This window comes from Mesorhizobium sp. P2_B5 (assembly GCF_056404775.1).
This window is the reverse complement of sequence record NZ_JBFUDJ010000003.1, coordinates 172,179-184,171: the sequence shown is the minus strand read 5'-3', so window position 1 is coordinate 184,171 and position 11,993 is coordinate 172,179. Positions and strand designations below refer to the sequence as shown.

At 61.9% G+C, this 11,993-nt stretch carries 13 protein-coding genes; 5 read left to right on the top strand and 8 right to left on the bottom strand.

Features of this window, described 5'->3' with window-relative positions:
- Positions 1-35: 35 nt before the first annotated feature.
- From AC1D1N_RS13615 to AC1D1N_RS13595, 5 genes are all read right to left on the bottom strand, one after another.
- Entirely contained in the window at positions 36-1,268 is a 1,233-nt protein-coding gene (locus tag AC1D1N_RS13615; RefSeq protein ID WP_477349089.1) for an NAD(P)/FAD-dependent oxidoreductase, read from the bottom strand.
- A 33-nt stretch (positions 1,269-1,301) separates the two neighbouring features.
- Positions 1,302-2,099, bottom strand: coding sequence for an ABC transporter ATP-binding protein (locus tag AC1D1N_RS13610; protein WP_477349087.1), 798 nt, complete (start codon positions 2,097-2,099; stop codon positions 1,302-1,304).
- Positions 2,096-2,812 (bottom strand): ABC transporter permease, encoded by a 717-nt coding sequence (locus AC1D1N_RS13605; RefSeq protein WP_477349085.1) that lies wholly within the window; start codon positions 2,810-2,812, stop codon positions 2,096-2,098. Before AC1D1N_RS13605 ends, AC1D1N_RS13610 begins: the two co-directional genes overlap by 4 nt.
- Complete coding sequence (locus AC1D1N_RS13600) at positions 2,812-3,525, bottom strand: ABC transporter permease (protein WP_477349083.1); 714 nt, start codon at positions 3,523-3,525, stop codon at positions 2,812-2,814. The genes AC1D1N_RS13605 and AC1D1N_RS13600 overlap by 1 nt, the downstream gene beginning before the upstream one ends.
- A 131-nt stretch (positions 3,526-3,656) precedes the next feature.
- Positions 3,657-4,499, bottom strand: a complete 843-nt coding sequence (locus AC1D1N_RS13595; protein WP_477349081.1) for a transporter substrate-binding domain-containing protein — start codon at positions 4,497-4,499, stop codon at positions 3,657-3,659.
- A 252-nt stretch (positions 4,500-4,751) separates the two neighbouring features.
- Here AC1D1N_RS13595 and AC1D1N_RS13590 point away from each other — a divergent pair, with 252 nt between their 5' ends.
- Both AC1D1N_RS13590 and dusA read left to right on the top strand, forming a co-directional pair.
- On the top strand, positions 4,752-5,657 hold the full coding sequence (locus AC1D1N_RS13590) for a LysR substrate-binding domain-containing protein (protein ID WP_477349079.1): 906 nt from the start codon (positions 4,752-4,754) through the stop codon (positions 5,655-5,657).
- A gap of 282 nt (positions 5,658-5,939) precedes the next feature.
- Complete coding sequence (gene dusA, locus AC1D1N_RS13585; protein ID WP_477349077.1) at positions 5,940-6,935, top strand: tRNA dihydrouridine(20/20a) synthase DusA; 996 nt, start codon at positions 5,940-5,942, stop codon at positions 6,933-6,935.
- A 5-nt stretch (positions 6,936-6,940) separates the two neighbouring features.
- Here dusA and AC1D1N_RS13580 read toward each other — a convergent pair whose 3' ends face one another.
- Together AC1D1N_RS13580 and AC1D1N_RS13575 are read right to left on the bottom strand one after the other, a co-directional pair.
- Positions 6,941-7,645 (bottom strand): TIGR02281 family clan AA aspartic protease, encoded by a 705-nt coding sequence (locus AC1D1N_RS13580; RefSeq protein WP_477349074.1) that lies wholly within the window; start codon positions 7,643-7,645, stop codon positions 6,941-6,943.
- A gap of 13 nt (positions 7,646-7,658) precedes the next feature.
- Positions 7,659-7,892 carry a DUF1289 domain-containing protein gene (locus AC1D1N_RS13575; protein WP_112561682.1) on the bottom strand — a complete coding sequence of 78 codons (234 nt, stop codon included), beginning with the start codon at positions 7,890-7,892 and terminating at the stop codon, positions 7,659-7,661.
- A 197-nt stretch (positions 7,893-8,089) separates the two neighbouring features.
- Between AC1D1N_RS13575 and AC1D1N_RS13570 the strand changes: the two genes are divergently transcribed.
- Entirely contained in the window at positions 8,090-9,088 is a 999-nt protein-coding gene (locus AC1D1N_RS13570; RefSeq protein WP_477349505.1) for a nicotinate-nucleotide--dimethylbenzimidazole phosphoribosyltransferase, read from the top strand.
- A 9-nt stretch (positions 9,089-9,097) separates the two neighbouring features.
- Here the strand turns inward: AC1D1N_RS13570 and AC1D1N_RS13565 are convergent, their stop codons facing one another.
- Positions 9,098-10,618: a sensor histidine kinase gene (locus AC1D1N_RS13565; protein WP_436259962.1), complete on the bottom strand. Its 1,521-nt coding sequence runs from the start codon at positions 10,616-10,618 to the stop codon at positions 9,098-9,100.
- A 75-nt stretch (positions 10,619-10,693) separates the two neighbouring features.
- On the opposite strand from AC1D1N_RS13565, the gene AC1D1N_RS13560 reads away from it, so the two are divergent.
- Both AC1D1N_RS13560 and AC1D1N_RS13555 read left to right on the top strand, forming a co-directional pair.
- Complete coding sequence (locus AC1D1N_RS13560; RefSeq protein WP_477349073.1) at positions 10,694-11,317, top strand: thermonuclease family protein; 624 nt, start codon at positions 10,694-10,696, stop codon at positions 11,315-11,317.
- A 64-nt stretch (positions 11,318-11,381) separates the two neighbouring features.
- On the top strand, positions 11,382-11,993 hold the full coding sequence (locus AC1D1N_RS13555) for a glutathione S-transferase (RefSeq protein ID WP_436259964.1): 612 nt from the start codon (positions 11,382-11,384) through the stop codon (positions 11,991-11,993).

The window sequence follows — 11,993 nt, the reverse complement described above, 5'->3', positions numbered from 1 at the left end:
GCCCGAGTAGCGGCTACGAATAAGCCGAATCGATCCTAGACGGCTTCTCTGAGACCGTCTCTCGTCGAGAACGTTTGGATGCCAGCTGCCCTCTCACCTGGGCCAATTGCCTCATGAAACCGCTTTGCCGAGAACACGTCGAGCGCTTGCGGCTTTACTCCGCTGACAATCCAGTCCGTGAGGCATTTGGTGAAGCCAAGGGCTATGGCGAAGCCATGGCCAGTCCAGGCAAATCCATAGATGGTGTTGTGCAAAGCGGAAGGCGTATCGACGATCGGGATGCCGTCAACCGCACAACTCTCGACGCGGGAAGCATCGACCTTCAGGAAGGCGGACTCGTCGATGAAGGGCAAGGTCGCGATAGTATCGGTCAGGCCGAGCGCTGTTGCACTGAGTGACCCCTTCCAACTCCCCCCCGGCGTATAGGCGACGCTTTGGCCGCCCGATAGCATCAACGTTCCGTCCTGGATCTGCTTCACCGACAGCTTGCGGTGGGCATGGCCGAGAAGATGATTGAGTTTTTTGCCGTTTGGGTTGGTGACGAACATCATCTGCGGAATCTGCGTGATGACGGGCATGATTTCCTGCACCTGGAGAACCGGTTTTAACAGCGGCAGTGCGCCAGTGTTGGCCAGGAGAACGAGTTTCTCGCCAACAGGCACGATTTCTCCACTCGTAAGCTTCACCCCGGTTGCCCTCCCTTTGGTGTGGAGGATTTCTGTGACGCGCGTTCCTGTGCGCAGGCTCGCTCCAGCCTTGCGCGCCTGTTTGGCGAATGCCAGCGTGGCGAAGCTGTGATCGCACACGCCGTCTTGCGGACAATAGATCGAGCCGATCAAATCCCCCGACAATTCCGGCTCACGTTGCAGCGTTTCGTCACGACTGAGAAGCTGGGAAGGAACGCCGAGCGCGTTTTGCACGATTGCCATGGCTTCCATGCTGCCGCGCACTTCGTGTTCGTGAGCGCCGTGAGGAATGTTGAAAAGATGCAGCCCGCCGATCCGGCGGTAGCCAACGCCGCCTTCGAATTGCTGCTGATATTTCGCCCAGAGCGGAAAGCTTGCGGTCGCCATCGGCAGCTCGCGCAAATCGCGGCCGTTTGCACGCACGCCCCGTTCCCCGAAGCCACCCGATGCGCCGGCCGCGATTTCGTCGGCCTCAAGCAGTGTTACGGTCTTGCCGGCCTGCGCCAGTTCGTAGGCAAGGCTCGCACCATAGATACCGCCTCCGACGATCACGATTTCAGATGCGGTGGCCTGTGTGGTCATGGCGTCAGTTCCTTCTCAGATATTTTGTCGTGACTATCGCATGGTGGGAAACGCGGTCGGCTCATTTGAGCCGTTGCCGCCAGACAGGAATTGCCGGAAGCAGTCGGACCGGCCGGTGGCGAACATTTCGTGGGGTGAGCCTTCCGCTTCAACCGTGCCCTTGTGCAGGAATACGATCTTGCTGGAGACGTCCCGGGCGAAGCTCATTTCATGAGTAACGACGAGCATCGTCCTGCCTTCCTCGGCGAGCGCGCGCATGACACGGAGGACCTCGCCGACAAGCTCCGGGTCGAGCGCGGAGGTCGGCTCGTCGAAAAGCATGACCTTTGGGTGCTGGGCCAGCGCACGGGCGATGGCCGCCCGCTGCTGCTGACCACCGGACAGATGGGCGGGATAATGATTGCGCTTCTCGGCAATGCCGACCTTTTCCAAAAGCGCTTCAGCCTCCTCCACACAATCGGCGCGGGGGCGCTTCTGAACGTGGATCGGGGCCTCAATCAGGTTCTCGAGGATCGTCATATGAGACCAGAGATTAAAGTTCTGAAACACCATCCCTATGCTTGCGCGCATGCGCTGCAACTGGCGCCTGTCTGTGCCGCCTACTTTCGTCAGCCGGATGGTCTCCGCGCCGACTTCGATCTGCCCGCTATCGGGCCTCTCCAGCATATTGATGCAGCGCAGCATCGTCGACTTGCCGGATCCGGAGGAGCCAAGAACGGAGACGACATCGCCTTCCATCGCCTCGAGTGAGATGCCCTTGAGCACCTCGAATGCGCCGAAGCTTTTGCGCAATTCCGTCAGGCGCACGGCCGGCTTGATCTGGTCGTTCATAGGGATCCTCCTTGCCCAGGTGCTGCCGGTGGCGGCCTTAGATCGGCGCCGAGTGTGTATTCGGCCCACTGAACGAGGCGCGTGACGGTAAAGTTGATGAAGAGGTAGATCGCGGCTGCCACGATCAAGATTTCGATGGCGCGGAAGGATTCGGAAATGAGCTGGGCCGCGAGACCAGTCACCTCCATTAAGGTGACGATGGAGGCCAGCGCCGTCGATTTTATCATCAGGATGAATTCGTTGCCGTATCCCGGCAAGGCATGGCGCAGGGCAAGCGGGAAGACGATGCGTCGGTAAAGCGTGAAGGTCGACATGCCGCAGGCCCGCGCGGCTTCGATCTGACCGGAGGGGACCGACAGCAATGCACCACGAACGATCTCGCAGGAATAAGCAGCTGTGTTCAAGGTCAAGGCGATGAGTGCACACCAATAAGGTTCGCGCAGGAGAGGCCACAGAAAACTGGTCCGCACCGCATGGAACTGCCCAAGGCCGTGATAGATCAGAAAAATCTGCACCAGCAGCGGCGTGGAGCGGAAGACGAAGACGTAGAAGGACGCGGGCCAGGCGAGCAGCCGCAAACCCGACAGCCTTGCCAAAGCTAGCATGACCGCCAGAACGGCACCCAAGCCCACCGAGGATGCCGCGAGCTGCAATGTCAGCGGCACTCCCGTCAGAAGTTTCAGCAGTGTCTCGTACAGGAACGGAATGTCCATCAGGCCCGCCTTGCGCCGATTGCGAAGTGCGCCTCGGTCCGCCGCAGAAGCCAAGTCGAGAACGACGAAATGGCCAGGTACAGAAGGGCGGCGGCGAAGAAGAATGTGAATGGTTGGCCGGTCGATCCCGCGCCGATCTGCGCCTGTCGCAGAATTTCCACGAGCCCGGTGACCGATACCAGTGCAGATTCTTTAAGCACCAGTTGCCACACATTGCCGAGACCCGGTAGTGCATGCCGCAGGACCAGCGGCGCGATGATCCGGCGAAACATGGTCATGCGGGACATGCCGGCGGCGATCGCCGCTTCGATCTCTCCGGGCGAAACCGCGCGATAGGCGCCGCGCATGACCTCGGCCTGATAGGCGCCCGACACCAGTCCGATCGCCAGCGCGCCGGCCATGAAACCCGGCAGGCTGACGAAACCCGAAATGCCGAACAGACCGGCGAGCGGTGTCAGAACAGCGCTCGAACCGAAGTAGAAGAGATAGATGACGAGAATGTCGGGTATGCCTCGCAGCACAGTAGTATAGGCGTCGGCAATCAACCGTGAAAAAGTGCTCCCTTTGATCTTTGCCCATGCGCCCAAGCTTCCAACGAGGAGGCCGAACGCGTAGCCGGTCAACGCCACGGCCAGCGTCATCATCGCGGCTAGAAGCAGGGCCGTTCCCCAGCCGGCCTTACCAAATCCCAGAACGAAATCGGAAGCTGTCATTGCGGGATCTCATCGCGCAGGGCCGAGGCGGACATCGCTTAAGTGACGGTGCAAGCGAGACGACCCGGCGCCAGGCCGCTCTTCACAACAGGGACGACAAATCGCGGAAGACCGGCTCGCGCTGGCTCGGTTCAGTTCTTCACGGAAATATCGACGCCGAACCATTTTTCCGTCAGCGCCTTGTTGAACCCGTCAGCGTTGACGTCGTGGATCGCGGCGTTGAACTTGTCCTTCAAGGCGGTGTCGCTTTTGCGAAAGGCCACGCTTGTTCCGCTGGCCAGGACAAAGGTCGGTCCTACGAGTTCCGCCTCAGCCATGTCAGGCCGTTTCAGGGCCTCGGCGAGAACCGTGATATTGGCCATTGTGAGGTCGATCCGGCCCGCCACCAGGTCGAGATTGGCTTCGTCCTGCGTCTTGTAGGATCTGACCGTGACCGCGTCCTTCAGATACTCATCGACAAATTTGCCGGCCGTCGTCGATCCCTGGATGCCCAGGACCTTGTCCTTGAGTGCCGCGTCGAGCTTTGCGACAATCTCCTTTGACCCGGAGGCTTTGTCGCGAAGGTCGAATTTGTCATGCCAGGGCAGGGCCTCGGCCAGACCGCTGCCCTTCAGCGCCAGGAAAGCGTTGGGCGCGGTGGAATAGGGATCGGAAAATGCCGCCACCTCCGCTCTCTCGGGTGTCACACCCATGGACGCGATGATCGCATCGAATTTTCCGGCGTTCAGGGCGGGCAACATGCCATCCCAGTTCTGCGCGACGATCTCGCATTGCGCCTTCATGCGCTTGCACAATTCCTTGGCAAGATCGATCTCATAGCCGGCAAGCGTGCCATCCGAGAGCGTGTAGTTCCATGGCGCATAGGCGCCTTCGGTTGCGATGCGGATATGGGTCGCGTCCTGTGCTGAGGCCTCGCCACACGAGTAAAGGCCGGCCAGCGATAGCGCTGCCGCAAGGATGGTGTTTCTAATCATGGTGAAGTTCCCTCTCTTGTTGTGACGCGCCCGCAAACCTCACCGCCAACGATAGGAAAAATCGATGCTATCGCTTGGGTATAAGCGAAAGAATCAGCTTTTCCGAGGCGGCGAATGTTTGTCTAGGCTGGCTTGGACGGCTTATTGCGATCGATTAGAACGGAATCTAGCGAAGCATGCCAATATGAAATCTTGCGCAGGGCATAGCTTTTTCCTATGGTGTGGCTCACGCGAACTGCTCGGGCACGGTTGATGAACTACAAGCAGCTTGAGGCATTCCGAGCCGTCATGGAGGCCGGAACGGTGACCGGCGCGAGCGACCTTCTGCATATCGCCCAGCCCTCGGTCAGCGCGCATATCTCGAACCTGGAACATGCGCTGAAAATCCCGCTCTTCATTCGTCGGGCGGGTCGCCTGGTTCCGACAGCGGAGGCCATGCTTCTCAATGAAGAGGTCGGTCGGATCGTAAAGGGAATGGCGAGAATACGACGTCTGGCTGGAGATATCAGGCAATTGGAAGCCGGGCGGCTGATGATCGGGGTCTATCCGGCGCTTGCAAGCATCGTCCTACCCCGTTTTGTGAAGTCATTTGCCGGGCGCCACCCAAAGGTTCGCATGAGCATCTTTCCGGCGGCCTCACTCCGGATTGCGGAATTGACGGCAAACAAAGAGATCGATCTCGGCCTCATTCAGATGCCAGTGGTGGATCCCGCCTTCGCCTGCGACCTGATTTTCCAAACGGAATGCGTCTGCGTGGCGCCGCTCGACCATGCGTTCGCCGATGACAGCGTGATTTTCGCGCCCCAGATGGAGGGACAAGAATTCATTGCACTTGGCCGCGAGGACCGCACACGGCAGGATATTGAACGCGTCCTGGATCACGCTGGTGTTGCCGCCGACTACCGTTTCGAAACACCGTTCGCCGATATGGCGTGTGCCCTAGTCGCGCAAGGTTTGGGAGTATCGATCGTTGACCCGTTCTCCGCAGCCAGATGGGCGGGCAAATTGACGATACGCCCTTTCAGCCCACATCTTCTGAGCCACATCTACATGATCAGAAACAGGGCTCAGGTGTCGTCCATGCTGCAACAGGCGTTCGCGCGGGAATTCCGAATTGCGCTTGAGGAAAATATGAGCGGAGGCGTTCGTCTGTTCTAACCACTCTCTCCCAAGATCGGTATTAGACTTGGTCATCGCGATCAACGGGTGATGTCCGCGATACGATCTGCACCGCTCTCAAGCTCCAGACCGAGCGGGGCCGTGTTTTCGGCTGAGCTATGCAGAAGTAGCTGGACCTCAAGCGTTGGCTGTTGCCAAGAGCCAGAAGGGAGTTTTGCGCTCCGTGTGCACTCAGTCGTCGAAACGTGGCGAAAAGCGTCGCATTGTGGCGTACATTCGTGTGCACTCGGTGCGAGTTAACTAGTTGAGACTAATCGGAAAATGAAGCAATATCAAGCACATAGATTGGCTATTGCACCTATGATGGACTGGACCGACCGGCATTGCCGGTTCTTCCATCGCCAGCTGACGCGTCGCGCGCTGCTCTACACCGAGATGGTGGTGGCGGATGCCGTTATCCATGGTGCACGCGAACGCCTGCTTGGCTTTGATGACGCCGAACATCCGGTGGCGCTGCAGCTCGGCGGCTCCGATCCGCAAAAGCTGGCCGAGGCGGCGCGCATCGGCGAGGCCTTCGGCTATGACGAGATCAATCTCAATGTCGGCTGCCCGTCGGACCGCGTCCAGTCGGGCACGTTCGGCGCATGCCTGATGAAAGTGCCCGACCTCGTCGCCGATAGCGTGGCGGCGATGAAGGTGGCGGTGAAGATCCCGGTGACGGTCAAATGCCGCATCGGCGTCGATGAGCAGGATCCTGAGCCCGCGCTCGATGCGCTGGCCGACGGCGTGTTCGCGGCCGGCGCCGACGCGCTCTGGGTGCATGCGCGCAAGGCCTGGCTGGAAGGGCTGAGCCCGAAGGAAAATCGCGATATCCCGCCGCTCGACTATGACAGAGTCTATCGCCTGAAGGCCGGAAAAGCGAACAAATTCATCGGCATCAATGGCGGCATTCAATCGCTCGAAGAGGCTGCTCGCCACCTCGACTATGTCGATGGCGCCATGCTTGGCCGCGCCGCTTATCACACGCCGGGCATTCTGGCGGGCGTCGATGCAGCGTTTTATGGGGCTGAACCCGGCGCATTCGATTTTGCCGCGCTGATCGACACGATGGCCGACTACGCCGCGCGCCATATCGAGCAGGGTGGGCGGCTCGGCCACGTTACCCGCCACATGGTCGGCCTGTTCCACGGTCTGCCTGGCGCGCGCCGCTTCCGGCAGATCCTGTCGACCGATGCGACGAAGCCCGGCGCAGGGCCGGATGTGTTGAAGGTGGCGTTCGCTGCGGTCGATTTCGACCACGCCGAACAGGCCGCCTAGGCGGTTCAGTCGCGCAAAATCATCCGGTCGCCGCGCACGTCGAAGCCTGACAGCGAGCCAATAAAATTCATGCCGAGCAGGCTCTGGCTGAGAGCGCCCGGTGCGGCGACCATGACCTGCATGTTCTTGCGTACGATGCCGCCGATCGCCAGTTCGTCCGTCCTCACCGAAGCGGCGCGCGTCATGCCGTTGGCGGTCGAGACCGGGACGGTGAAGCTCAATGCAGCCGGATTGAAGCCGGCCGCTTGCGCGTCTTCGGCCGTCAGCACCGTGCTGGTCGCGCCGGTATCGACCACAGTGCGGATCGGCGCGCCGTTGATCGTGATGCGGGCCTCGAAATGGCCGCTGTCGGCCTTGTCCAGGGTCACGGTCGCATGGCCGTCCTCGACGCCGAGCGCCAGCGGGCTGCCGGGAATGAGGCCTGCCGTCACCCGGCTTGCGAAATCCTGCAACTCGTAGCGATACTGGTAGCCGGCGACGAGCGCCAGCACGATCGCGGCCCAGGTGCCGAGATTGCGGGCCATCGCGCCGAGCGGCCTGCCGGATCGGATCAGGCCGGCGCTGACCAGCAAGCCGATCGCGCCCAGCCAGACCAGCCGGCTGAAATCGTAGTTCTCGATGCCGAACGTGCTGCCGGCGTCGTTGTTGATCATCAGCAGCATCAGCCCGACGCCGATTGCCGCCATCACGATCCAGAACAGTCGGTTCATTGGGTCTGCCGTTTCACGAGAGGACGTCGCGCTCGCGCGCCATGCGGCTGCGGCGTGTTTCCCGGCGCGGCCGACGCTCGACCGTCTCCAGCCGGGCCGGCAATTCGGCCATGACGCTGCGGCGGTTTTCCGGCGTCATGCCCATCCAGGCGCCAATTTCATCGCGCGTGCGACCACACCCGAAACAGAAGCCGGTTTTCATGTCGATCGAACAGACCAGGATGCAGGGGGATTCGATGGCCGTCATGATGTTCTCGTGAGATCCCTTTGCGGAATCCCTTGTCCCGCTTCCACATGGTGCAACGGCAAAGCCAATGCAAGCCCTCCGGATTTCGCCGCCGGCAGCCGCTTTTGCGGCACGGCCCGGTGTTGCGGCTTGATGGTTGTGCCGGCCGGGCAAGGCGGCTATGCCGCTTGGCAATCTTGGAGATGAGCACCGACGTCATGACCAGCGCACTGCCTTTCGACGATTTCCGCGATCTGCTGGCGAACCTGCCGCCGGCTGACGAGGCGGCCGAGGCCCGCGTGCGCACACTGTTTGCGAGGGCCGACAAGCCGAAGGGTTCGCTCGGCCGCATCGAGGACATCGCCGCCTGGCTTGCCGCCTGGAGCGGCCGCGCGCCGCCGGCGGTGAACCGGCCCCTGGTGGCGATTTTCGCCGGCAACCACGGCGTCACCCGTCACGGCATTTCGCCGCGCGCCGTCGCTGCGACCGCCAGTGCCGTCGAGTTTTGCGCTGCCGGTGGTGCCGCGATCAATCAGGTTTGCATCGCCAACGATCTTGGCCTCAAGGTGTTCGACCTGGCGCTGCACATTGCGACCGCCGATATCACCGAGGACGCAGCCCTCGACGAGCGCGGCTGCGCTGCCACCATGGCCTTTGGCATGGAGGCGATTGCCGGCGGCGCCGATCTGATCTGCCTCGGCGATCTCGGCGTCGGCAGTTCCACCGTCGCGGCAGCCTTGTGCGCGGCCTTGTTCGGCGGCAGCGGCGCCGACTGGGTCGGCCCCGGCTCTGGCGCCGACGCGGCGATGCAGGCGCGCAAGGCTGACGTGGTCGACGCCGCCCTTGCCTTTCACGGCGCTGCTCTCAGGGATCCGCTGGAGGCACTGCGCCGGGTCGGTGGCCGCGAATTCGCTGCCATCGCCGGCGCCATCATCGCTGCCCGGATGCAGAAGATCCCGGTGCTGCTCGATGGCTTTGCCGCGACCGCCGCGGCGGCCGTGCTGCACGCCGCCAATCCCGCGACGCTCGACCATTGTCTGTTGGCCAGCCTGTCGCCGGAGCCCGGCCAAAGGCTTGCCGCCGAGCGGCTCGGCCTCATTCCGCTGCTCGATCTCGGCGTCAGCCACGGCGAGGGGGTAGGGGCAGCCCTTGCCGCTGGCCTGGTCAAGGCCGCCGCGCTTACCAGTTCGGGCATGGCGGCTGCGGTCAAAGGATAGAACAGGCCGCTAGCGCCGCCGCGCCGCTACCGCCTTGGTCGGCAGCGCTGGCAATTCCTCCATCACCCGGCTCAGCGGGAAGATGGCAATCGCCTCGGTGCCTTCGCGCAATTTGGAAAGAAGTTCGAATTCGCCGCCATGCATGGCGAGCAAGCCCTGCACAATCGGCAGCCCGAGGCCCGTGCCCTGTTCGGCGCTCTTGATGGCGATCGAGCCCTGGCCGAAGGCGGACAGCACGATCGGGATTTCGTCTTCCGGAATGCCCGGCCCGTTGTCCTTGACCGAAATGTATTGGCCCCCGCCCGCCGTCCAGCCGACGCGCACACGAACTTCGCCGCCGGTGGCGGTGAACTTGATGGCATTGGACAAAAGGTTGAGGATGATCTGCCGCACCGCGCGCTCGTCGGCGAATAGGCGCGGCAAGGCGTTTTCAAAATCCTGGACGATGCGGATGTCCTTGTTGCGCGCCTTCAACTCCATCATGTGGCAGCAATCTTCAGCGATGTGGAGCAGCATCACCGGCTCCTCGTTGAGCTGGTAGCGGCCGGCCTCGATGCGCGACAGGTCGAGAATTTCGTTGATCAGGTCGAGCAGGTGCTGGCCGGAATCATGCACGTCGCGGGCGTAGTCGCGGTAGGTTGGGTTGCTCATCGGCCCCAGCACCTCATTGGCCATCACCTCGGAAAAACCGAGAATGGCGTTGAGCGGTGTTCTCAGCTCATGGCTCATCGAGGCGAGAAAGCGCGACTTCGCCAGGTTGGCGTCTTCGGCCCGCCGACGGGCTTCGTCCGACATCGATTTTGCCGTCTCTACTTCGGCGAGCAACGCATCCTTTTCGGAACGGAACGACAGAAGCATCAGCGACGAGTGGTTGAGATGACGCGCGAAGTAGGCGAAGAACGGCAGAGCCGCGACCAGCAGTGCGACCATCATCGTCTCGACCGACATCCACAGTTTTGATTCGGCATAGGCATAGACCGCCACCGGAATGACGAAGGTGGCGAGCAGCGCGCTGCGCAGGGACGACGCGGTAATCGCGGTCGCTGCCATCGCCAGCAGCAGCACCATCGCCTTGATCACCGGGAAATAATCGATCTGGCAGGAGGCGCAGCCGAGCCAGGCGAACCAGGCCCAGCCGAGGCCGCACAGCGAATGGCCGATCAGAAAATCCCGGCGTGTCAAAATAGGGTCGAGTTCGGCCGCTTCGGTGCGTTCGACGCGCCGCGCCATGAAGGCAACGATCGAATAGCAGATGAGCGTGAACAGCGCCCAGATGCTGATCTGCTTGTCCATGCCCGCCAGAATCCCGGTCGCCGCGATCGCCAGCACCAAAAGCGGAATGACGGTCGCACCCCCCACCATGGCGCGGGCATGCAGCTTCAGGAGCTCGCGGTCGAAGTCGAGATTGCCGACCTGTTGCGAAAGACGGTCGCGCGTTCTGCGCACCGCGCGCGCCACATCGCTGTTGCGGTGCGGTTTCCTGCGGTCCACAATGAATTTATCCGCTGTGTTCGAGCGTAGCAGAGGCATGGAAACTTCAATTTATGCGCGCAGCGATCTCAATTCGTTAAGCTACGTTCGAATGATTAAGAGACTGTTTGCCATATGAGCCGTTCGTGGTCGCCAAGGCCGCGCCGGCGATACTATCCGCCGCCACCGCGAAGCCTGTGGCGCAGACTGCTGGATTACGCACTGACGATCATCCTGCTCGGCCTGCTGATCCTGCTCGCCGCGCGGCTCGACCGCTTCGAGACGCGCAAGGCGGAGGGCGCCGCGATTGTCAATGACGGCGATTCGCTGACCCTTGGCACTGAACGCATCCGTATGCGCGGCATCGATGCTCCGGAATACCAGCAGACCTGCCGCAAGGACGGCGCCGATTATGCCTGCGGCAGGCTGGCGCGGCAGGCGCTGGTGCGGCTGATATCAGGCAATCCGGTGACCTGCAGCGGCTGGCAGCGCGACCGTTACGGCCGCCTGCTCGGGGACTGCAAGGCCGCCGGCAAGGATTTGAACCGCGCCCAGGTTGAGGCCGGCTGGGCCATCGCCTATGGCGACTACGAAACCGAGCAGGCCGTTGCCCGCGCCGGCAGGGCCGGCATCTGGGCCGGCACGTTCGACCAGCCGCAGGACTGGCGCGAAAGCCACCACGAAGGCCCTGTCGAAAGACGGCACGGCACGCTGGCTTCGTTCGGTGACGCCTTGCGCGAAATCTTTCGCTTCCGGTGAGAGGCAGGCCGTGTCCTATAGTTGCAAGCCCTGTGGTTGCGGGCAAAGATCGGGGAGGATTGAGATGAAACTGTTCGACGGTGGCCGCGCCCCCAATCCGCGGCGTGTCCGGGTCTTCCTCGCCGAAAAAGGCATCGAAGTGCCACTGGTGCCGGTCGACATGGGTGCCATGGGGCACAAGCAGGAGCCGGTCAGCTCACGCAACCCGCTGCAGCGGCTGCCGGTGCTTGAGCTCGACGACGGCACCATCCTCACCGAATCCGTCGCCATCTGCCGCTATTTCGAGGAATTGCAGCCAGAGCCGGCGCTGTTCGGGCAAGGCGCGCTCGGCAAGGCCAAGGTCGAGATGTGGCAAAGGCGCATGGAGTTCAATCTGCTCAGTTGCGTCGCTCAGGCCTTTCGCCACATCCATCCGGCAATGAAGGAATGGGAAATTCCGCAAATCCCCGAATGGGGCGAAGCCAACAAGACGAAAGCGGTCGAATTCCTGAACCTGCTCGACACCGAACTGGCAAACCGGGAATTCGCCGCCGGCGACACCTATTCGATCGCCGATATCACCGGGATGATCGCCATCGACTTCATGAAACCGGCGCGCATCAAGGTACCGGACGAGTGCTCCAACGTGCTGCGCTGGTACAGCGCCGTCACCAGCCGGCCGAGCGCTTCCGCCTAA